The organism is Hymenobacter sp. UYCo722, from assembly GCF_040547115.1.
In the GTDB taxonomy this organism is placed as follows: Bacteria; Bacteroidota; Bacteroidia; order Cytophagales; family Hymenobacteraceae; genus Hymenobacter.
On the sequence record NZ_JBEPPC010000002.1, the window covers coordinates 786,970 to 809,684 of the forward strand.

Genomic DNA, 22,715 nt, shown 5'->3' on the forward strand with positions numbered 1-22,715 from the left:
CTCACGAACTTCTGCAAAATCCACTCCATGCAAATTCTGGTTGTTGACGACGAAACCGATGTGCGCGACCTGTTTCAGCAGCGTTTCCGCCGTGAAATCCGCAGCGGCGAGCTGAGCTTCAACTTCGCCTTTTCGGGCGAGGAAGCCCTGGAATTCCTGCGCGGCCGCCCCTCTGAGGTGCTGCTCATTCTCTCCGACATCAACATGCCCGGCATGAGCGGGCTGGAGCTGCTGGGCCACGTGAAGGCCGAAGGCCACATGCCCCCCACCACCATGATGATGATTACGGCCTACGGCGACGAGCAGAGCCGCCAGCAGGCGCTGGGGCTGGGTGCTACCGACTTCCTCACCAAACCACTCGACTTCGCCGTGCTGCGCCAGAAGCTGCAGGAATTGCCGGCGTAGGAGTTGGCGCGGCGGCATGGTCCTGCGTTCCATCCTTTTTCAACGTATTTTCGTCCTGTTAATTTGCCTGGTGCTACCTTTTATGAAAACCAAAATCCTGGTTGTCGACGACGAAACCGACCTTGAGCTGCTTATCAAGCAGAAGTTTCGGCGTAAAATCCGGGAGAATGTCTACGAATTCGTATTTGCCGCCAATGGCCAGGAAGCCCTCACGCGCATCCTCGAAAACCCCGATACCGACGTCATCCTCTCCGATATCAACATGCCGGTGATGGACGGCCTGACCCTGCTCTCGCACACCCACGCCGAGCATCCGGACATGAAAACCGTCATCGTATCGGCCTACGGCGACCTCGGTAACCTGCGCACCGCCATGAACCGGGGCGCTTTCGATTTCGTGGTGAAGCCCGTCGATTTCGCCGACCTGGAGCTCACCATCGAGAAAACCGCCGAGCAGGTGCGCCAGCTGCGCGACACCATCCGCGCCATCCAGGAAAACAACATTCTGAAGATGTATGTCGACGAAACCGTGCTCAATTTCATGACGCGGCCCGACTTCGAAAACCGCCTGCTGGCCTCCGAAATGGTGCAGGCCACCATCGTTTTCCTCGATATTTGCGGCTTCACGGCGCTGGCCGAAAAAATGCCGCCCACCGACGTCGTGGGCCTGCTCAACACCTATTTCGACCTCGTGGTGAAGGAGTTTATTGCCCAGGGCGGCCACGTCGATAAGTTCATGGGCGATGCCGTGATGGCCGTTTTCCGGGGCGAGCACCACCTCGACCGCGCCATCGATGCTGCCCTGTCGGCCCGCACCGCCCTGCAGGATAGCAAAACCCCGCTACCCGCCGGCTTCGACTACCGCCCCGAAGTCAGCATCGGCGTGAACACCGGCGAAGTTGTGTCGGGCAACATCGGCTCGGCCTCCCTCAAGCGCCTCGACTACACCGTTATCGGCGACGTGGTGAACATGTCGCAACGCCTGCAATCGGCCGCCAAAGCTGGCCAGGTCATCATCAGCGAAGCCGTGTACCTGAAGGTAAAAGAATCCTTTCAGTGCCGGTACGTCGATGAGGTCGTGCTCAAGAATAAGGCCCAGCCGGTGAAGATTTACGAGGTAATGGAGTAGCCGAAAGGGCCAAGGTTGGAGCACAAGGAACGTCTACCTCGGCTGCGCTCGGCATGACGTTCTTTTCCCTCAAAAACTTATCCTGCCAGCGCCCGCATTTTCTCGTTCTGGGCCCGAATGCGCTGGCACAGCATCCGCAGAATGTTGCGCAGCACTTCGGCCCGCTCCTCCATCACGTCATAGAAATCTTCCTGGTCGATGCGGAAGGTCAGCACCTCGCTCAGGGCCGCCGCCGTGGCCGAGCGGGGCTCGGCATCGAGCAGGGCCAGCTCGCCGAAAAAGTCGCCGGGTCCGAACGTAGCCAGCTGCTGCGGACCATTGAAAATACCCACCTGCCCATCGTGCACGATAAACAGCGAGGTTCCAATGTCGCCCTTGGCGAAAATTTCCTCGCCCTCCCGGAACGTCACTTCCTTCATAATGGGCACAATGCTGCTGAGCACGTTTTCGGGCGTGGTGGCAAACAAGGCAGTGCTTTTGAGCACCACCACCCGTTCCAGGGCGGAGATTTTAGCCTCGGTAGCAGCGTGCGGATGGCTCATAGCGGGAAGGTTGAGGGCGGATAATGGCAACCCCTGCCGGGCGGCCAGCGCGCCGGCGGCTACTCCGGCGCTTTCGCGCAGCAGCAGGTAGGGCGAGGTAAAGTAAGGGCGCAGCAGGGCCAGCGCATCGGGCTCGGTAGGCTGCCAGTGGCGCAAAGCCGTGCTGAGGGTCCAGGACGTGAAGGCGGTGTGGCCGTGGCGTAGCAGTAGCGCGGGCAATGGCTCGGGTGTGGGCAGCGGTGCGTAGTGGTGCGGGTGCGGCGGCGGGGCCATGGCACTGCCGGCCGCCGCCGCCGCGCTCATCGGGACCAAGGCATGGTGCACGGCCGGGGCCGGAGCCGCCGTGAGACTGGCAAACAGCCGGGCCTTGTCGGCCACGGGTGAGTCATCAAGCAAGGCCTGCAAGCCTTGGTAAACGGACCTGGGAATGAGGTTGTCGAGGATTTCGAGGGCATTGGCCTGGCGCTCGCGGGCGGCGTGGGCCACGTTGCGCTGGGCGGTGGCCACCAGCTCGGCATCGTAGAGCTGGGCCAGCAGGCCGAACACGCGCTGGTGCAGGAGCGTCAGCTCGTAGTCGACGGTGGCGGCCAGAGCGGGCCGGCCGTCGGCCACCACGCCTTGTAGCAGCTGCGCGGCTAGGCTGAACTCCTCGCGCAGCAAGTGCTCGAACGTGGGCCGGTCGGCGGTGCGGGCCGGGAAGCGGCGCAGGGCCCGTAGCGCCACCCCACGCGAAAACAAATGCGGGTGCCGGGCCAGCTCCACCAGCACCGTGCGGCTGGCCGAATTATCCAGCCGTTCGAGCACGGTGGAAAGGCGCTGCGGGTGGGCGGGCTCGGCCTCGTGCAACAGCGTTTCGCGTAGCATGGGTACCACGGCCGGGCCCAGGGCCACCAGGCTGTCGGCGGCCGCAGCCCAGCAGTGCTTGTCGGCGATAGCGGCCAGCAGATGGTGGGCCAGCCCCAGGTGGCCCACCGTGCCGATGGCCCGGAGGGCCGCCTGTGCTACTGCCGGTTCCGGGTTGGCCAGCTGGCGCTCAATCAGCTCCTTTTGAATGTCGAGCGGGAAAAGCGGCAGCAGGGCCAGCGCGGCCAGGTCGGCGGTGGGGCCGGGGTTGCTTTCCGCGTTCGGTAGCAGCAGATAGAGGCTGTGCTGGGCAGCTGCGTGCTGTGGCGCGGCTTCGAGGCTGCCCCGGATGGCCCCCTGGCGGGCGGCCAGGTCGGGGCCGGCCAGCAGCGCGGCCACGGCCGGCGCGTCGGGGATGGCGGCGGCCAGCTGGCGGGCGGCGGCTTCGCGCACGGTGGGCGCGGGGTCGCGCAGGGCCAGCGCCTGAAGGGCTTCCACGGGTAGCGGGCGGACTTCGGGGGTGGCCAGCAGAGCTAGGCGAATGCGCTCGTCGGGATGTTCGAGCAGGCGCGGCACGTATTCGGCCAGCGCCTTGGGTTCGTGCCTGCGCAGCCAGGCCACGGCGTTCAGCACCTCGGTGGGGTGGGGGCTAAGCAGGTGAGCCAGCACTACGTGGCGGGCCGCATCGGGCAGGGCCAGCTCGGCGGTTTCGGCGAAGCGGCGGCCCAGGCCCTCCTTCAATTCGGCCAGATAATTCAGATAAGTACGGCGCAGAAACAGCAGCGCCAACAGCAGCAGCGCGCCCATCCAGACCAAGGGCAGGCCGCTATCGAGCAGGCCCGACGAGCGCAGGGCGAAGAACAGCCCGCCCGTGAGGGCCATGCCCAGCGGCTCGTAGAAGCCCTTGGCCAGCGTGTGCGCCGCCAAGCGCTGCGGTGGGGCCAGCGGCTGAAACAGCACCAGAAATACGGGGTCGAACACGGTGCGGCGCAGCACTTCGAGCAGCAGGTACAGCCCGCAGTAGAAGGCCAGCTGCCCGGTAGCCGAGTAGCCGCTGGCCACTTTGTAGCCGCCAAACACGGCCAGCGCTACCAGCGCCACCACCGGCAGCAGCCGCAGCGACCATTGCACACCGTAGCGCTCCAGGGCCTGCCGGCTCACCAGCAGCTTGAAGAACGTGGCGGCCAGGTAGGTGGCCGCCAGCAGCCAGCCCACCGACTGCGTCACATCCTCCGCCTCGTGAAACTTGTGCTTCACGTTCAGGAAAAACATGTACTCCACGCCCGTAATCACGGCCGCGATAGCCACTAAGCTCAGGCACATGGCCAGCACCAGCTGGCTGCCGCCGAACAGCTGCTGCACCAGCTTCTTGGGTGGCTGGGCCACGGCCCGCACCGGCCGCGCCATGGCCTCCACCACGTGCGAGCTAAGGGTGGCCCGCAGCGTGAACAAGGCCCCCAGATAGGCCATAAATGCCACGCCCAGCAGCACCGGCAGCTGCGCGTCGCCGTGGATGAGGGCGGCCAGCACCGCGCCCAGCGCCTTGGCCGGCATGTCGCCCGAGCTGATGACGCTGAACAGGCGCTTGCTCTGCCGCACATCGAACACCACTGCGGAGATACCCCAGAATTCGAGGTTCGTCAGTAGATAAATGACCCGGTAGCCCGCCATGATGGCCACCGCCGCCGCCACCGAATGCCCCACCGCTACCAGCACGCCCAGCACCCCGGTGAGGGCCACCACGGCCAGCAGCACGCGCACGACCAGCGTTTTCAGCAGGTAGTGATGCTCGAAATGGGTGTAAACCTTGCTCACGGCCATCATGGCCAGCGCGCCCATGAGGTAGCCCAGCGGCAGGCTGTGCTCGGGGTTGTGCTCGAGCAGCAGCACGTTGGCCGCCACGTACACCAGCACCGAGCCGATGCCGAGCAGGAAATTGTGCAGCAAAAACAGCCCCACGGTGCGGGTTTCACTGGCTTTGATGCCGAACAGATTTTGCAGAGAGGTGGCCGGAATCATGCAGAAAGGCGGCCGGCCCCACCGGGCACGGCTCTGGCCAAAGATAGGGCGAAGGCATGTAGCGCGGACTTCTAGTTCGCGCTACAGCATTATCCGCTCCGCTGCTGGCTCGCGGGTAGCGGTATTCAGCCCTTTGAACTCGATGTACTTCACATTCGGCACCCAAAACGTGCCGCCCTCAATGCGCAGAAACACCCGCTCCAGCTGAATCTGCTTGCCGCCGATGGTGGTGTACACGTGAAAGGCCTTGTCCGTGGGCGAGCGCAGCAGAAAAAACCGGACCTTGCTATAGGCCGCGAATTTCAGCTCGTACTTATCGGTCGCCAGCTTCTCGGCCGTGAGGCCGTAGGCAAACTTGCGCTGGATGAAGTTCAAATCCTTGCGCTCGCCGTGCTCATCGTACCGCAGCCAGAACACATTAATCGGCTCAGCCTCATTTAGCTTGCCTGCGTTGTTAACGTTCAGCTGGTAGATAACGGTGTTGGTATTCGGGTCGCGCTGGAGGTAGAAAAGCTGGTTGGTAACCCCACTCGGCACCGGGAAGGTAGTGGCTGGCTTCGGGGCTGGCGGCAGGGCGAAAAGGAGATTGAAAAGCAGCAGGAGGGTCGTTGCCGACATTGTTTTTAGGGGAGTGAATTGGCCCGTAAAGGTACGCCTGCATGTAGCGCGTACTCGCAGAGTCCACGCTACTTCATCTGCCGGAATTTCCGCTGCATGACCTCCTGCACCGGCACGTTCGAAATCTTGCTTTCCAGCCACGATACGATGTCCAGGTACAGGAACGGCCGGCTCTCGTAGGGCGTGGCGGCGATGACGATGAGCTTGTCGCGCAGCCGGATGAACGCCTCGCGTACCTGGTGCGGCGCGATGCTGCCCACCGTGCGCAGAAACCGGAAAATCTCGACCTGCATGGGCTGCTGGTCGTCCATCTTGCCCAGAAAGTGGTACACCGACCGAATCTGATAATCCAGGCTGGCGTCGTCGCCGGCCTCATAGTGGGCAATCAAATTCAGGATGCGGGCGAAGCATTGCAGGTCCTCGCGCAGGCTCAGCTCCTTGTGCTGGATAATCAGATTCAAGTATTCGATGGCCTGGGTGTATTCGCCGCTGCCGAAGTACAGGCTGGCGATTTTGTAGTACAGCACCAGCGTGCGGTGCAAATCGAGCTGCGGCTTGTAGCGCTCCAGCTGCTCCAGCAGGTCCGGAATAATGGTCAGCCCTTCGGTGAAGCGGCCTTCCAGAAAATACGCGTTGATGCGATTGGTGTAGAGGTATTGGAAAAGCAAAATCTCCGTGTTGGGGCTGCTGCGCCGGGTCTGGTTGGCGGCGAATTCCTCCAGCGTTTGCAGCACTTGCTTGAATTTGCTGTAATACAACAGGTTGTAGAGCGAGGCCAGTAGATTATGCAGGCCCTTGATGTAGAGCATGGTTTGCAGCTCCTTCATGGCTGGGGCCGCCTCAAACAAGTCGACCCACTTCTGGGCGTAACGGTAGCTGGCCCGGAAATCCTGGTCGAGCGTGTGGTACCACACGTGCGCCTGATAGAAATAGAGCTTCTCGAAAAAGCCGCCGTCGCGGGGCACTTGCGGCGGCAGCTGCTCCCGAAAAAACGCCGTCACGTGCTCATGGTCGGCCCGGTTGCGGGCGTGTCCGGCTTTCAGATACAACCCATACAGGCGCAGCGAGGCGTTGCTGAGCGCGTGCTGGCTGGCCAGGTGGGCCACGGTATCGGTGGCCTCGGCGGTGAGGGTATCGGCGCGGTCCTTCAGGCTGCGGGTGATGTACTGGCTTTCGATGAGCTTCTCGAAATCGAGGGCCAGCAGCACAATGTGCGGCATTTCGGTCTGGCGCGCGCCCTGCTTCACCTTTTCCAGCATGCGCAGGGCCTGCTGGTAGAAGCCCTTGTTGTAGAGCACGCGGGCGTAGTCGAGCTGTTCGTGGAGCTGAATATCCGGGTTCTGGCCGGCGTGGTACACGCGCAGGCTGGCCAGTAGCTGCCGGTAGAGGTTGGCCTTGAGGTTGGCCAACTGGGCGCGCTTCAGGCTGGGCACCTGGGCGAGCACGGCCGCGTCGTCGGCGGTATCCAGTGCGTCGAGGGCATCGAAAAGCAGCAGAAACTTGAGGTCTTCGCTTGCGCCCGGCCGGTTGGTAAATAGTCGGAAGTGGCGCTTTTCGGTCCGCGTCAGGGACTTTATCAGTTGAAAAACAGGCTCCGGGCTTTTGGTAGACATTGTATGGAATAATGAAGCAAGTAACTGATAAATAAAGGATTGATTAATTAAAACCGGCTTTTGGAAATAGTATAATTTCTAAAAGCGTGGTTTTGATGCGCGCACGCGGGGCGGTTCTTGCCAACCTATTCATCATCACCGTCCCCCGCTCCGGACGATTAGCGCATGGCAACCCAGCAAATCCAAATTTTCGATACCACGCTCCGCGACGGCGAACAGGTGCCGGGCTGCAAGCTAAACCGCGACGAGAAGCTTCTCATTGCCCAGCAGCTCGAACAGCTCGGCGTCGACGTCATCGAGGCCGGCTTCCCGGTGTCCAGTCCCGGCGATTTTGCCGCCGTGCAGGCCATCGCCGCCCAAACCCTGAATGCCACCGTCTGCGGCCTCTCGCGGGCCGTGGAAAACGACATCCGCGTAGCCGCCGAAGCCCTGCGACCCGCCCGCCACCCGCGCATCCACACCGGCATCGGTACTTCGGATGTCCATATTCAGTACAAGCTTTGCACCACCCGCGCCGACGTGCTGGCCCGCGCCATCGCCGCCGTGAAGCTCGCCAAAAGCTTCGTGGAAGACGTGGAATTCTACGCCGAAGACGCCGGCCGCACCGACAACTTGTTCCTGGCCCAGGTGTGCGAGGCCGCCATCCGGGCCGGCGCGACCGTCCTCAACATTCCCGACACCACCGGCTACTGCCTGCCCCAGGAATACGGCGCCAAAATCAAGTTCCTGCACGAAAACGTGCGCGGCATCCATACCGTGCGGCTGTCCACGCACTGCCACAACGACCTCGGCCTGGCCACCGCCAACTCCATCGCCGGCGTGATGAGCGGGGCCCGCCAGATTGAATGCACCATCAACGGCGTGGGCGAGCGCGCCGGCAACACGGCCCTGGAGGAAGTCGTCATGATTCTGCGCCAGCACCCCTACCTCAACCTGCACACCAACATCAACACCCGCTTGCTGGCCGAAACCTCGGCCCTGGTATCGCACCTGATGACGATGCCCGTGCAGCCCAACAAGGCCATTGTGGGCGCAAATGCCTTCTCACACTCCAGCGGCATCCACCAGGACGGCATCATCAAGCACCGCGAAACCTACGAAATCATCGACCCCCGGGAAGTCGGTGTGGCCGATTCATCCATCGTGCTCACGGCCCGGTCCGGCCGCGCCGCCCTGGCCTACCGCCTCCAGAAAATCGGTTACGATTTTGAAAAGCCCGAACTGAACAAAGCCTACGCCCGCTTCATGGAGCTGGCCGACCGCCAGCGCGAGGTGGTGGACGAAGACCTGCACGTGCTGGTAGAGCAGGAGAAGCTCGTTGCCGCTAACTGACTGATGACATGGACCAAATCCAACCCAACGGTCATGCTGAGCCTGTCGAAGCATCTCTACCGCTTCGTTGTGATGATTGGATTACTTACGCGGTAGAGATGCTTCGGCAGGCTCAGCATGACCGTTCTAATGACGTTACCCAAAATCAAAATGCCTAAGTCCTTATTCGATAAAATCTGGGAGGCGCACGTAGTTCAACCCTCGCCCGGCGGCCTGGATATCGTGTATATCGACCGGCACCTCATCCACGAGGTGACCAGCCCGCAGGCGTTCGACGAGCTCGCCGCCCGCGACCTGCCGCTGTTCCGCCCGGCGCGCATCCTCGCCACGGCCGACCACAACGTGCCCACCCGCAACCAGCACCTGCCCATCGCCGACCCGCTGGGCCGCTCGCAGGTGGATAAGCTGACTGCCAATTGCGCCAAGTACGGCGTAGAGCTTTATGGCCTAGGCCACGCCCGCCAGGGCATTGTGCATGTCATCGGGCCGGAGCTGGGCCTCACGCTGCCCGGCACCACCATCGTGTGCGGCGACAGCCACACCTCCACGCACGGCGCGTTTGGCGCGGTGGCCTTCGGCATCGGCACCAGCCAGGTGGCCCAGGTAATGGCCACGCAGTGCCTGCTGCTCAGTCGCCCCAAGCGCATGCGTATTTCGGTGGACGGCGACCTGCGGCCCGGCGTGACTGCCAAGGACCTGATTCTCTATGTAATCGCGCAGCTTGGTACGGGCGGGGCCACCGGCTACTTCGTGGAATATGCCGGGAGCGCAGTGCGCACCCTCAGCATGGAGGGCCGCATGACGGTCTGCAACATGAGCATTGAGATGGGTGCCCGCGGCGGCCTGATTGCGCCCGACGAAACGACTTTCGCTTATGTGGAAGGCCGCCCCTACGCCCCCAAAGGAGCCGCCTGGGAGCAAGCCGTGGCTTACTGGAAAATGCTGTATTCCGACGACGACGCGGTTTTCGACGTCGAGCACCACTTCGATGCTGCCGCCATCCCGCCGATGATAACCTACGGCACCAACCCCGGCATGGGCATGGCGCTGAACGGCCACATCCCGAGCGAAGTGCCGGCCAGCGAAGCGGAGAGCTTCGATAAGTCGCTGCAATACATGGGTTTTCAGCGGGGTGAGTCGCTGCTGGGCAAGGAAATCAATTACGTTTTCATCGGCAGCTGCACCAATTCGCGCATCGAAGATTTGCGGGCGGTGGCGGCCTACGTGCAGGGCAAGCAGAAGGCCGGCCACGTGGAGGCCATCATCGTGCCCGGCTCGAAGCAGGTGGAGCAGCAAGCCATTACCGAGGGCCTGGACAAGATTCTGGCCGCCGCCGGCTTTACGCTGCGCGAACCCGGCTGCAGCGCCTGCCTGGCCATGAACGAGGATAAAATCCCCGCCGGCGCTTACTGCGTGGCCACTTCCAACCGCAACTTCGAGGGGCGGCAGGGGCCGGGCTCGCGCACGCTGCTGGCCTCGCCGCTGGTAGCGGCGATTACGGCGGTGCAGGGCCGAATTGTGGATATCACGCAGTATTTGAATTGATTGAACCGTTCGTAAGAAACGTCTAAATAGAACGTCATGCTGAGCGCAGTCGAAGCATCTCTACCTCATTAGTAATGATTGACACAACGAAGCGGTAGAGATGCTTCGGCTGCGCTCAGCATGACATTCCACTCCTTCGCCTTCCCCCTCCAATGGAAAAATTCCAGACCCTGTATTCCGCCGCCGTGCCGCTTCCGCTCGAAAACATTGATACGGACCAGATTATCCCGGCCCGTTTCCTGAAGGCGACGACGCGGGAGGGCTTCGGCGAAAATCTATTTTGCGACTGGCGCTTCAACGCCGACGGAACGCCGAAGCCCGGCTTTGTTCTTAACGATGCCTGCTACGCCGGCCAGATTCTGCTGGCGGGTAAGAATTTCGGCTGCGGTTCGAGCCGCGAGCATGCCGCCTGGGCGCTGTACGACGCCGGTTTTCGGGTGGTGATTTCGAGTTACTTCGCCGACATCTTCCGGGGCAACGCGCTGAACACCGGCTTGCTGCCCCTGCAAGTAACCGATGCCGAGTTGGCCCGCGTGTTCACCCTGGCGGAAAAGGATGGCGACACTCAATTCGTGGTGAACCTGCCCGAGCAAACGCTGCACGTGCCCGCCACCGGCGAGCGCTTCCACTTCGCTATCGACGCCTACAAAAAGGAATGCCTGATTAACGGCTATGACGACATCGACTACCTGGTAAGCCAAAAGCCGGCCATCGAAGCCTACGAACAAAACCGAACCTGGACCTGGTAAAAAAATTAATAAAACAATGGTAAGCAAGACAATAGCCGTGTTGCCCGGCGATGGCATCGGGCCCGAAGTGTGCCGGCAAGCCGTGAAGGTGCTCGAAGCCGTGGCCGAACGATTCGACCACCGCTTCAACCTGCAGACCTACCTGATGGGTGCCTGCGCCATCGACGCGACCGGCAACCCCCTGCCCGATGAAACCCTCGCCGCCTGCCGCGCCGCCGATGCCGTACTGCTCGGGGCCATTGGCGACCCGAAGTACGACCACGACCCTGCGGCCAAGGTGCGCCCCGAGCAGGGCCTGCTGCGCCTGCGCAAAGAGCTGGGCCTGTTTGCCAACATCCGTCCCGTGCGGGCCTACGACGTGCTTCTGGCCCATTCGCCCCTGAAAAAGGAGCGCATTCAGGGCACCGATATGGTCATCTTTCGCGAGCTGACGGGTGGTATTTACTTCGGCGAAAAGGGCCGCACCGAAGATGGCGAAGGTGCCTACGACCACTGCGTCTACAGCCGCCACGAAATCCGCCGCATCGCGCACCTGGCGTTTCAGGCCGCCGCCGGTCGCCGTCGGCACCTCACGCTGGTCGACAAGGCCAACGTGCTGGAAACCTCTCGCCTCTGGCGCGAAGAGGTGCGCGCCATGGCCGCCCAATACCCCGAAGTGACGGTGGACTACCTGCTCGTGGACAACGCCGCCATGCAAGTCATCCTCAACCCCACGCAGTTCGATGTAATCCTGACCGAAAACATGTTCGGCGATATTATCTCCGACGAGGCTTCGGTCATTGCCGGCTCGATGGGGCTGCTATCCTCGGCCTCCCTCGGCGAGGCGGTGGCGCTGTTCGAGCCCATCCACGGCTCCTATCCGCAGGCCAAGGGCAAGGGCATTGCCAATCCGATTGCCGCCATCCTCTCGGTAGCCATGCTGCTGGAGCATCTGGAGTTGTACGCCGAAGCCGCCTTGGTGCGCGAGGCCGTGGACGAGGCCCTGAACAACGGGATTCTGACGCCCGAACTGAATCAAAATGCGCCCTACACCACCGAGGAAGTAGGCAACTACATCGCCTTCTGGATTGCCGATTCCAACGAGAAGCAGTGGAATAAGAACAACGTGGAAATCGGCGTGAGCACGATTATTTGACGGTTAGTAGAGGAAAAAGAACGTCATGCTGAGCGCAGCCGAAGCAACGCTACTGCGCCAGTAATCAATATCGTTAGCAACGAAGCGGTAGAGATGCTTCGGCTACGCTTAGCATGACGTTCTTTATTACTCCCGAACCCACATGTTCTCCGCCACCGCCGCGCCGCCCGCCGTGCTGCTACGCAACGTGGAGCGGGCGGCGCGCAACCTCAAGTAAGCCATCTACAAAACGCCGCTGCTGCAAAACCACGGCCTTTCCCGCCTCTTCGATGCCACGGTGCTGCTGAAGCGGGAGGATTTGCAGGTGGTGCGGTTTCACAAGATTCGCGGGGCCTACCACAAGATGAGCACGCTACCGCCCATTGCTGGGGAGCGCGAAATTGTGTACGCCAGCACCGGCAACCACGCGCAGGGCGTGGCCTACGCCTGCCAGCTGCTGAGCCTGAAAGGCTGTATTTTCATGCCCGCCCAAACGCCCGCCCAGAAGGTGGGTAAGGTGCGCCTCTTCGGCAAAGAGTACGTAGAAATTATCCTCACCGGGGCCAGCTTTGATGACTCGTTCTGCGCCGCCAAGGCGTTCAGCGACGAGCGGGGCAGCACCTTTATTCACCCCTTCGATAGCCTGGCCATTGTGGAAGGACAGGCCACCGCGGGGCAGGAGATTCTGAAAGCCGCTACTGTTCCGATTGACTACTGCTTCCTGCCCATCGGCGGGGTGGGCTGGCGGCCGGGGGTAGCCAGCGTGTTTCGCCTGCTGAGCCCAGCCACGGAGCTCACCGGCGTGCAGCCGCTGGGCGCGCCCTCCAATGCACGATGCTATCTGGAACAACCAGCACGCGGCGCTGGCCAGCATCGACAGCTTCGTGGATGGCGCGGCGGTGAAGTGCCCCGGCTAGCTCACGGATTAGCTGTGCCGCGAGCTGCTCGATGAAGTGGTGCCCGAGGGCCAGGTCTGCCTCGACTTGCTGAAGATGTACCACGAGGAAGGCATCGTGTTTTCGTCGGCCTCGAAGTGAAACAGCCGCACGATGTGGAAGCCATCAAAGCCCGCGTGACCACCGAGGGTTTTTCATTTGAATACCTGAATGGCCAACCCGATTTCCTGGCGCTGCTGGTGCAAGGAGGCGGTATGCCGGGCCAAAGTATCCTGGCCGGCTCAGCTTACCACAATCGATTACGGAAAGAAAACCCAGGTTTTTCTTTCAGAACCGGTTTTTTTGCCGGAACATTACTTTCCCATCGCTTCGCCAGGTACCTGCCCTGGGCTACGCGCCGCTAACGAACTCCCAAACCTGGCTCAATGAACAAGCTCGCAACGATTGACTACATCGTTTTCTTCACCTATTTCATCATCGTTGCCAGCTACGGCGTTTGGATTTACCGGCGCAAAACCGGGCACGACGGGACCCTCGAAGGCGACTCGAAAGACTATTTCCTGGCTGAAGGCTCGCTCACGTGGTGGGCCATCGGCTCGTCGCTGATTGCCTCCAACATCTCGGCCGAGCAGTTCGTGGGCATGTCGGGCTCGGGCTTCAAAATGGGCCTGGCCATTGCGGCCTACGAATGGATGGCGGCCCTCACGCTCATCGTGGTGGCCGTGTTCTTTATTCCGGTGTACCTCAAGAACCGCATCGCCACCATGCCGCAGTTCCTGAGCCAGCGCTACAACGGCACGGTGGCCCTGATTATGGCCCTGTTCTGGCTGGCGCTCTACGTGGTGGTGAACCTGACCGCCATTCTCTACCTCGGGGCCATTGCCGTGAGCAGCGTGTCGGGCCTGAACCTGAGCTTCTGCATGTACATGCTGGCGGGTTTCGCGGTGGTCATCACCCTGGGCGGCATGAAGGTGATTGGCTTCACCGACGTGATTCAGGTGTTTTTCCTGATTCTGGGCGGCCTGGCCACCACCTACCTGGCCCTGAACCTGGTATCGGAGCACTACGGCACCACCGGCGCGTTCAACGGCTTCAGCCTGCTCACGACCCAGGCTTCGGACCATTTCCACATGATTTTCAATCGCGACAACCCCAACTACCTCGATTTGCCGGGCCTCTCGGTGCTCGTGGGCGGCATGTGGATTGCCAATCTCAACTACTGGGGCTGCAACCAGTACATCACCCAGCGCGCCCTCGGGGCCGACCTGCCCACGGCCCGCGGCGGCCTGCTGTTCGCCGCCTTCCTCAAGCTGCTGATGCCCGTGATTGTGGTGCTGCCCGGCATTGCGGCCTACGTGCTCTACAAGCAGGACGTGTTTGGGGCGGCCGAGTTTGGCTCGGGGGCCAATCTGAACCCTGACCGCGCCTACCCGGTGCTGCTCAACATCCTGCCGGTGGGCCTCAAGGGGCTGTCGTTTGCGGCCCTCACGGCGGCGGTGGTAGCCTCGCTGGCCGGCAAAGCCAACTCCATTGCCACCATTTTCACCCTCGACATCTACCACAAGTTCTTCAACCGCGAAGCCTCGGAAAAGCGGCTGGTGGCCACCGGTAAAATTGCCGTGGTGGTGGCCATGGTGCTGGGCGTGCTGATTGCCCCCAACCTGGGCATCGACAAAAAGGGCGGCTTCCAGTTCATTCAGGAATACACGGGCTTCTTCTCGCCGGGCATTTTTGCCATGTTCATTCTGGGTTTCTTCTGGAAAAAAACGACTTCCAACGCGGCCCTGTTCGCCACGCTGGGCGGCTTTGTGCTGTCGGTGTTCTTCAAGTTCCTGCCGCGCTACGTCGACCTGTCGGGCCTGGCCAACTTCGGCTTCGCGGCCCTGAGCCAGGACCCGGCCGACAATGGGGCCTTCGTCATCCCGTTCATGGACCGCATGACCATCGTGTTTGCTATCTGCGTGGCCGTGATGGTGCTTATTAGTCTGGTCGAAACCCGGCGCGGCGTAACCACCCACGGCCTGGAAATCGACAGCAGCATGTTCCGGCCCAACCGCAGCTTCGTGCTGGGCGCGAGCGTGGTGGTGACGCTGGTGACGGTGCTTTACACGGTGTTCTGGTAGGCTGAACTTCTTTCGCTTTCGCTGATGAAACTGTTGCGCTACGGCCCGGCCGGCCACGAAAAGCCCGGTATTTTGCTCGATGGGCAGCGGTACGACGTGGCCGCGTTTGGCGAGGACTACAACGAGCAGTTCTTCGCCACCGACGGCCCGGCGCGGCTAGCCGCCTTTGTGCGCGCCCACGCCGGCCAGCTGCCGACGGTGCCGGGTACTGAGCGGCTGGGGCCACCCGTGGCCCGGCCCTCGAAAATCGTGTGCATCGGCCTCAACTACTCCGACCACGCCGCCGAAATGGGCCTGGCCCGGCCCGCCGAGCCGGTGTTCTTCCTGAAAGCCCCCAGCGCCCTGGCCGGCCCCAACGACGACATTGTCATCCCGCGCGGTGCCGAGAAAACCGACTGGGAAGTAGAGCTGGCCGTGGTCATCGGCCGGCGTGCAGCCTACGTAACCGAGGCCGAGGCCCTGGACTATGTGGCCGGCTACGTGCTGCACCACGATGTGTCGGAGCGCGCCTTCCAGCTGGAGCGCGGCGGCACCTGGGACAAGGGCAAGGGCTGCGACACGTTCGCGCCCCTCGGCCCCTGGCTCGTGACGCCCGACGAAGTGCCCGACCCCGCCAACCTGCGCCTCTGGCTAACGGTGAACGGCCAGCCCCGGCAGGATGGCACCACCGCCAACCTTATTTTCGGGCTGCCCTTTCTGATTTCCTACGTGAGCCAGTTTATGACCCTGCTGCCCGGCGACGTACTCTCGACCGGCACGCCCGCCGGCGTGGGCATGGGCCTGAAACCCCCGCAGTACCTGCGCCCCGGCGACGTAGTGGAGCTGGGCATCGACCAGTTAGGGAGCGCCCGCCAGGTACTGCGGGCGTACGGCAGCTGAACCGGCGGCAGCCCACAATAAGCAGCCCAGAGCGCAGGTATTACGCCGGCCTTGAGGTAGGCCGGCTATTGCCGGCCCGGCCGCCCAACCCGAAGGCCGCGCCACCGGGCCGGCTCGTTTATTCGATGGCCACCCGCAGCACCACGGGGCCGCTTTGCAGCCCAACGTGCAGCGTGTAGAGGCCGGCGGGCAGCTGGCCTACGTGCACCACCGCCTCCCCGCTGGCCGAAAGCGAAACCGGCTGCGTCCGGACCAGCTGGCCGAGCGCATTGTAGAGGCGTAGCGGCAGGGCCGTAGCGGTGGCAGGCCGCAGGGCCGCCGGAACCACCAGCCGAAACTGTTCGTGCGCGGGGTTCGGATAAAGCGCTACGGCGGCCGTAGCAGGGCGGGCAGACGCAGTAGCCAGACTAAACGCGTTGAGGGCCAACCGCAGCGTGTTCGACCGCCGGTAGAAGTATAGCAAGTCGAGGTCGCCGTCGCCGTCAAAGTCGTTGAGCGAGCAGGCGGGAATGGTGCTATTGGTGCGCAGCGACACTTCGTAGGCATACAGCAACGCACCCTTCCCGTCGTTCATCGCCACCTGATAGTTGCTGTCGTAGCCCATCACCACCGCGTCGAGGTCGCCGTCGGCGTCGAGGTCGCCCAGCATCATGTACTCCGCTCCATTGGGTACTCCTCCCACGATAGGGGCCGCGAAGGTGCCATTGCCATTGTTGAAGAACGTCTCAATCTCGCCGTCAAGCAGCGTCACTACCAAGTCGAGGTCGCCATCGCCATCCATGTCGCCCAGGGCCTGGGCCGAGGGATGCAGGCCCGCATTCGGGGCCTGCCCAACGGTGGCAAAGCCACCGTGCCCGTCGTTGAAGCGCAGGTCCTGGCCGAAATTTGTGTAGGTGACTAAATCTAAATCGCCATCGCTGTCGAGGTCGCCTAGGCTAAAGCTGGGCGATATGCCACTGAAGTCGAACCGTTCATCGCGGGTGTAGCGGAAGTGGCCGCTGCCATCGTTAAGGCGAACGCTAATCGTGGAAGCCGCCTGGCCGCCGTTGCCCGTTATTAAGTCGAGGTCGCCGTCGGCATCAAGGTCGCCGAAAGCGAGTTGAAAGACGTATTCGCCTACCGCCACATCGGGCAGCGCCGTGGCAAAATGGCCCGCGCCATCGTTGAGGCGGATGTAGACCACCGATTTGCCAGTGCCGGTAAGCACGTCGCCTATGGCCAGGTCCAGGTCGCCGTCGCCATCCACGTCGCCCAGGGCCAGTACATGATACGCGTTAACATCGCTGGCCAGCAGGTGCTCGGGCGGGCCGAAAGTGGCGTTGCCGTTGTTGCGCAGCAACTCAATGTGCAGGCTGCCGTGATGAATCTCATCCAGGTCGCCATCGCCGTCGACATCGCCTACCACCGGCTTATTCCGGGCTTCGTCCGTCACAATTCGGGGCGCGTCGAATACTCCCCGGCCCGTACCGCCCACGGCCGCCCGCAGCTGAAACACCTGCGGCTGCACCTGCAGCTGGTTGGCCTCCACGTAGGGCGGCACGCTGATATCGAGGATTTCGCCCGGCGCGTAAGGCCGCGTGGGGGTGAAGGACAGCGTGGAGGTGCCCGCGCCCGCGCGGCGGCCAGCCAGGCGACCGCTCGACTGCCCCACCACCACCAGGTTGGCGGCCGTGTTAGTCGATACGGCCTGGGCAAAGCTCACGGTAATAGGGGCCGTGCGCGCCACGGTGGCGTTGCGGGCGGGGTTCAGGCTGGCAATGCCGAGTGTTTGGACCACCGTAAAAGCCGTGGCCGAGGTGCTGCTGCCCACCGGGTTCTGCACCCGCACCACGCCCGAGGTTGCTCCGGCGGGCACTACAACTTCCAGGCGCGTGGCCGCCACCACCGTAAAAATCGGGGCCGCTACCCCATTGAAGGTAACGCTGGTGGTCCCAATCAGGTCGGTGCCCGTGAGTACCACCGTCGAACCCACTGCCCCCAGCGCCGGCGCAAAGCTGAGCAGGGCCGGGGCCGCCACTCGTTGGTTGAGCGCCACGTTTATCGTCCCATCGGTGGCGTTGGCCACCAGCAGGTCGAGGTCGCCATCGTGGTCGAGGTCGACCAGGATAGGGGAGGTGTTCTGGCTGCCGGTGCCGAAGGAAATGCTTTCCGTGCCGGCCAGCTGGCCGGTGCCGTCGTTGCGGCGCAGCTGCACGGCCCCGGTGCCGGCCACCAGCAGGTCCAGGTCGCCGTCAGCATCCACGTCGGCCAGGGCGAGGTCGTTGCCGGTGGATGTGGTCTGGTAGAGGGCGAATGTGCCGGTGCCATCGTTGCGGTACACGCGCCCGTTGTTGGTCGCCAGGTCCAGGTCGTGGTCGCCGTCGAGGTCGCCCAACACGGCCCGCCGCAAGCCCGCGCCCGCCGCCAGCGACTGCACCGGCGCAAACCAGCCCGTTCCCTCATTAAAGCCAATACTGACCGTGCCGCCGGTGCCGGCCACCACAAAGTCGAGGTCGCCGTCGTTGTCCACGTCGCCCAGCACTACACTGTTGGGCTGCGCGCCAACTGCCACGCGCAGGCGGGTGGGGAAGCGCCCGGTGCCGTCGTTAAAGTCCACGTACACACTGTCGCGGGCGTAGTTCACGCCTACCAGGTCGAGGTCGCCGTCGCCGTCGAGGTCACCCGTCGCGAAGTCGTGAATGTCATCCCCGTAGCCGCGCAGGTCGGACTGTGGGTCGAAGGTTGCATTGCCGAGGTTGAGCTGGACGGTGCCATCGGTCGAAAGCGCATCCAGCCGTCCATCTCCGTTGAGGTCGGCCAGGGCTACGTTATTGGCCGCGAGCGTCGAGAAAATCGGCGAGTCCAGGCTATCGAGAAAAGCCCCGGCGGTATTGTTGTAGCGAATGCTGCCGTAGGTCGTCAGCAGGTCGGGGGTGCCGTCATCATCGAGGTCGCCCACGGCAAAACCATGCAGCGAGTAAGTAGCGGCCACCGACAGGCCGTTGGGCGCGCGCAGCAGCAAGCCGGTGCCCGTGCCCGCCGCCGCCGTCGTGAACTGGTACGTTTGGCGGCCCGCCCGGCTGCCATCGGTGCCGGCAATGGTGGCCGGAATGCTCACGCTCACGGTTTCGCCCGGCCCAAAGGCCTGCGTTGGGGTAAAAGCCAGCGCCGCCGTGCCGCCGCCCGCTACGGTGCCAACGACGCGGCCCTGGTAGTAGCGCCCAAAAACCCGCAGACTATCGGCCGTACCGGCATTCACCGCGCGGGCAAACTGCACGCCGAGGCCGCCGTTGGCGGGCGCATTGGCCGCATTGCGGGCGGGGTTGAGGCCCGTCACGCCCAGTAGCCGCGTTACCATAAACGGCGTCGGGGCCTGGGCGGTGCCGGCCACCGAAGTCACCACCACCGGGCCGCTGGTAGCCCCGGCTGGCACCGTCACGGCCAGCTGGGTGAGCGATACGATGGCAAAAGCAGTAGCCGCCACCCCGTTAAAGGTGATGCCGGTGGCCGGGGTCAGGTTACGGCCCGTCAGCAGTACCCGGCTGCCCACCGGCCCGTTATCGGGGGTGAGGGTGCTTAGGACGGGGGGCGGGCCGGGTCGGTTCAGCAGAAGCTGGGCGAGGCCGGCGTCCGAACGGGTGAGCAGGTCCACATCGAGGTCGCCGTCGAAGTCGCCCACGGCCAGCAGGCGCTCACTGAAGGCCTGGCTGCTGGGCGTGGCCACCAGCGTGTAGTTGCCCGCGCCATCGTTCACGCCCAGGCCATGATAAGTTAGCACGTCGAGGTCGCCATCGGCGTCGGCGTCGGCCAGCGTCAGGCCGCGGCCATCGAGGTAGAGGGACGGGGAAGGCGGACCAAAAGAGCCGCGACCATCGTTGCGCAGAATCGTTATTTCGCTCCTAAACGACGGGTAAGCATTGTAGACCAGGTCCAGGTCGCCGTCGCCGTCGAGGTCGCCCAGGGCCAGGTCGCGCATGTCGCGTAGCAGCAGTTGCTGGCTGCTGGTGAACTGGCCCTGGCCGTCGTTGAGCAGTACCAGCAGCTCCTGCCGCCCTTGGGGGCTGTTAGTGCCGGCCACGATGACGTCCGGGCGACCGTCGTTGTTCACGTCGCCCGCCGTCGCCACCGTTCGCTCGAGGTAGCTGATGGTTGAGCTGGTGCTGCTGAAGCTGCCGCCACCCAGGTTACGGTAGGTTTTAACCGAGTTCGAAGCAATGGAAAGCAGGTCGGGTAGGCCGTCGGCGTCGAAATCAACCAGCTCCATCCCCGTCCGGGCAACGTCATCCAGGCCCGGTTGGGCCAGCGCCGTAAACGCCGCGTGCCCATCGTTGAGCCAAACGGTGGTTGCGGTGCTGCCACTGACTAAATCGAGGTCGCCGTCGGCGTCTACGTCGGCCAGAGCCAACACCGCCGTACTGCCGCGCAGCGTCAGTGTAGGGCCGGTCCCGAAGGTGCCCGTGCCGCTGTTGAGGCGGATGCTGATGGACGTGCCGTAGAGCAGCGCTAAGTCGAGGTCGCCGTCGTTGTCGAAGTCGCCGGCCTTGGCATTGGCCACGGTACCGGTCCCAAGGGTGGCGCTCAGCGCGGTGTTCAGGGCAAAGTCGTGGCGGCCGGTGCCCCCCGTAGCGGCCACGAATTGCACCACCTGCGGGCGCACTACGTTGCCCAGCACCGGGCTTGCCATTGTCGCCGGCAGGCTCACGCTCACGAGCTCGCCGGGGGCGAATTCCTGGTCCGGCGTAAACGTCAGCGTTGCCGTGCCGCCCCCCGTAACCGTACCAGTGCGCCGGCCGCCGCGCTGGCTGCCGAACACCCGCAGGTTACCGGCCGTAGCGGCCGTGATGGGGGCCGAGAAGGTCGCCGTGACGGCCGTACTGCGCGCGGCACTGGGTGCGTTGCGGGCCGGATTAATACTCGTCAGCAGCACTTCTACCGGAGTTGTCACGGTGAAAGGCGCCGGCGAGGTCGCCGAGCCGGCATCCTCGGTCACGACGGTGACGAGGCCACTGCTGGCCCCCGCCGGCACGGCTACCGTCAGGCTCGTGCCGCCGGCATTGGCGGTGAACCCCGTTGCTGGCGTGTTGTTGAAGAGTACGGCCACCACATCGACCAACCCAGTGCCGGCGATGATGACGCTGGTGCCCACCGGGCCGAAGGCTGGCAGCAGGCTGGCAACGGCCGCTGGGGCCAGGGCCGGCGGCGGCCCCTCGTTGCGGCTCAGCAGCACGGTGTGGAAGTCGTCGTAGGTGACCAGGTCGAGGTCGCCGTCGCCGTCGATATCGCCCAGCGTAACTCCGGTAGCAGTAGCGGTCGGGCTGGGGGAGTGGCTCAGGTGCAGCGCGCGCCGCTGCACGGCAAACGTGCCCGCCGTATTTAGGTAGGTGAACACCCGGCCGCCCACGCCCTGCGCCACCACTAGGTCGAGGTCGCCATCGGCGTCCACATCGCCGGTGCGCAGGCCCGAGGGCGTGCTGCCGGCCGGCAGCGCTAGCGTGGTGCTGCCCGCGAAGCTGCCGCTGCCGTTGTTCAGGCGCAGGCTCACCGAGGCTGCTCCGGCATTCGCCGTCAGCAGGTCGAGGTCGCCGTCGCTGTCCACGTCGGCCAGGGCCAGGGCCGACGGCCGCAGACCGACGGCCACCGCTACCAACGGGCCAAATGTGCCGTTACCCGCGTTCAGCCGCACGCTAACGCTGCTGGCCGGCGTAGCAACGGAGCCCGAGTTAGTGACCAGCAGGTCAAGGTCGCCGTCGCTGTCCACATCGGCCAGGGCCACGTCCGAAGGCGTGCTGCCCATGGCTACGGTAGCACGGCTGGAGTAAAAGGCGGGGTAGCTACCGTTGTTGAACCAAATGGAAACCGTATTGTCGCCGGCGTTGGCCGTCACAAAATCCTGGTCGCCGTCGCCGTCGAGGTCGCCGGCGGCCACCCCCACGGGCTGCGTACCAACCACTACGTTCTGCGAGGGAATGGGGCTGGTGAGCGTGCCGGTAATGCCAATGAGCGTACCGTGGCCATCGTTGAGGCAGACGGCCACCGTGGCCCCGGCAAAGTCGGCAACCAGGGCATCGAGGAAACCGTCCTGGTTCACGTCGGCCAGCGCGACGCCAGCCGGCTCCTGCGCTGCCACCACGCCGCTCAGGAAGGAAAAGTGGCCGGCACCGTCGTTAGCAAAAACGCGGCAGCCGTACAGGCCCCCGGTCGTTATCAGGTCGAGGTCGCCGTCGTTGTCCATATCGGCCAGGAGCTGGTCGCGGGAAGTGGTATTGCCCACGACGGCGGTATCCAGAAAAAAGCCCCGGCCCGGGCCGCCGGTAGCGGCCGTGAACTGGTATACCTGCCGCGTCACGGCCGCGCCCCCGGTGCTGGTCAGGCTGGATGGCACGCTCACGCTGACGCTTTCGCCCGGCGCAAAACCCTGCGCGGGGCTGAACGTGAGGGTGTTGCTGCCTCCGCCCGCGAGCGTGCCGGGGCGCAGGCCGCGCAGGGCCGAGCCGTAGACGCGCAGGCCGGCCGCCGTGCCGGGCGCGATGGCTTGCGAAAAAACAATGCTGACAGGAACGGCGCGGCCAGCCGCCACGGCGTTGCGCCCCGGTTGCCGGCTCAGGATGGTCGTCTGGGCCCGGGCCGGGCCCACCAGCAGCGTAGTAGCGAGGGCTAAAACCAGGGCCTGGTACGCAAGTTGGCTCAGGTTAAGCGAGCGAATAAACAGGCAAAAGCGAGCGGAGGAGCTGTGTTGCAAATGGAAAGGAAAAAGGAGTGTAAAAAAGGCCGTTAGCAGGATAGGCCAGGCAAAAATCCTCAATAAGTTTCAGATTATCAAGTGTTTTTGTGAGGTATAAATAGGGGGCTCGCCAAGGCGATTGCGCAGACGCGTACCGCGCTTCCTGCCAAAGCCAGCCGGTTCAGCCCACCGCCATTAGTAGCGATGC

General features: G+C 63.6%; 14 protein-coding genes. 10 read left to right on the forward strand and 4 right to left on the reverse strand.

All coding sequences use genetic code 11. From position 1 onward, the window contains the following. Positions 1 to 27: 27 nt before the first annotated feature. Positions 28 to 405 (forward strand): response regulator, encoded by a 378-nt coding sequence (locus ABIB44_RS09115; protein WP_354584334.1) that lies wholly within the window; start codon positions 28 to 30, stop codon positions 403 to 405. Positions 406 to 487: 82 nt separating this feature from the next. Further along, entirely contained in the window at positions 488 to 1,534 is a 1,047-nt protein-coding gene (locus tag ABIB44_RS09120) for an adenylate/guanylate cyclase domain-containing protein (protein WP_354584335.1), read from the forward strand. Positions 1,535 to 1,611: 77 nt separating this feature from the next. Here ABIB44_RS09120 and ABIB44_RS09125 read toward each other — a convergent pair whose 3' ends face one another. The 3 genes from ABIB44_RS09125 to ABIB44_RS09135 form a co-directional block, all read right to left on the reverse strand. Beyond that, positions 1,612 to 4,938 (reverse strand): cyclic nucleotide-binding domain-containing protein, encoded by a 3,327-nt coding sequence (locus ABIB44_RS09125; protein ID WP_354584336.1) that lies wholly within the window; start codon positions 4,936 to 4,938, stop codon positions 1,612 to 1,614. 81 nt (positions 4,939 to 5,019) lie between these two features. Beyond that, entirely contained in the window at positions 5,020 to 5,556 is a 537-nt protein-coding gene (locus ABIB44_RS09130) for a DUF4833 domain-containing protein (RefSeq protein ID WP_354584337.1), read from the reverse strand. A gap of 68 nt (positions 5,557 to 5,624) precedes the next feature. Beyond that, entirely contained in the window at positions 5,625 to 7,169 is a 1,545-nt protein-coding gene (locus tag ABIB44_RS09135) for a hypothetical protein (protein WP_354584338.1), read from the reverse strand. Between the two features lie 165 nt (positions 7,170 to 7,334). Between ABIB44_RS09135 and ABIB44_RS09140 the strand changes: the two genes are divergently transcribed. The 8 genes from ABIB44_RS09140 to ABIB44_RS09175 all read left to right on the forward strand — a co-directional run bounded on the left by ABIB44_RS09140 (position 7,335) and on the right by ABIB44_RS09175 (position 15,807). Further along, positions 7,335 to 8,501: a 2-isopropylmalate synthase gene (locus ABIB44_RS09140; protein WP_354584339.1), complete on the forward strand. Its 1,167-nt coding sequence runs from the start codon at positions 7,335 to 7,337 to the stop codon at positions 8,499 to 8,501. 150 nt (positions 8,502 to 8,651) lie between these two features. Further along, positions 8,652 to 10,046: a 3-isopropylmalate dehydratase large subunit gene (leuC, locus tag ABIB44_RS09145; RefSeq protein WP_354584340.1), complete on the forward strand. Its 1,395-nt coding sequence runs from the start codon at positions 8,652 to 8,654 to the stop codon at positions 10,044 to 10,046. A gap of 152 nt (positions 10,047 to 10,198) precedes the next feature. After that, the gene (gene leuD, locus ABIB44_RS09150) at positions 10,199 to 10,795 is read left to right on the forward strand and encodes a 3-isopropylmalate dehydratase small subunit (RefSeq protein WP_354584341.1); all 597 of its coding nucleotides are present in this window, start codon (positions 10,199 to 10,201) and stop codon (positions 10,793 to 10,795) included. A gap of 16 nt (positions 10,796 to 10,811) precedes the next feature. Continuing rightward, a complete protein-coding gene (gene leuB, locus ABIB44_RS09155) occupies positions 10,812 to 11,930 on the forward strand; it encodes a 3-isopropylmalate dehydrogenase (RefSeq protein ID WP_354584342.1) in 1,119 nt (372 codons plus the stop codon). A gap of 277 nt (positions 11,931 to 12,207) precedes the next feature. Further along, positions 12,208 to 12,861: a pyridoxal-phosphate dependent enzyme gene (locus ABIB44_RS09160; RefSeq protein ID WP_502916487.1), complete on the forward strand. Its 654-nt coding sequence runs from the start codon at positions 12,208 to 12,210 to the stop codon at positions 12,859 to 12,861. Positions 12,862 to 12,942: 81 nt separating this feature from the next. Continuing rightward, positions 12,943 to 13,209, forward strand: coding sequence for a hypothetical protein (locus ABIB44_RS09165; protein ID WP_354584343.1), 267 nt, complete (start codon positions 12,943 to 12,945; stop codon positions 13,207 to 13,209). Between the two features lie 21 nt (positions 13,210 to 13,230). Next, positions 13,231 to 14,928 carry a sodium:solute symporter family transporter gene (locus tag ABIB44_RS09170; RefSeq protein WP_354584344.1) on the forward strand — a complete coding sequence of 566 codons (1,698 nt, stop codon included), beginning with the start codon at positions 13,231 to 13,233 and terminating at the stop codon, positions 14,926 to 14,928. Positions 14,929 to 14,952: 24 nt separating this feature from the next. Then, entirely contained in the window at positions 14,953 to 15,807 is an 855-nt protein-coding gene (locus ABIB44_RS09175; protein WP_354584345.1) for a fumarylacetoacetate hydrolase family protein, read from the forward strand. Between the two features lie 118 nt (positions 15,808 to 15,925). Here the strand turns inward: ABIB44_RS09175 and ABIB44_RS09180 are convergent, their stop codons facing one another. Next, positions 15,926 to 22,525 carry an FG-GAP-like repeat-containing protein gene (locus tag ABIB44_RS09180; protein ID WP_354584346.1) on the reverse strand — a complete coding sequence of 2,200 codons (6,600 nt, stop codon included), beginning with the start codon at positions 22,523 to 22,525 and terminating at the stop codon, positions 15,926 to 15,928. Positions 22,526 to 22,715 lie beyond the last annotated feature (190 nt).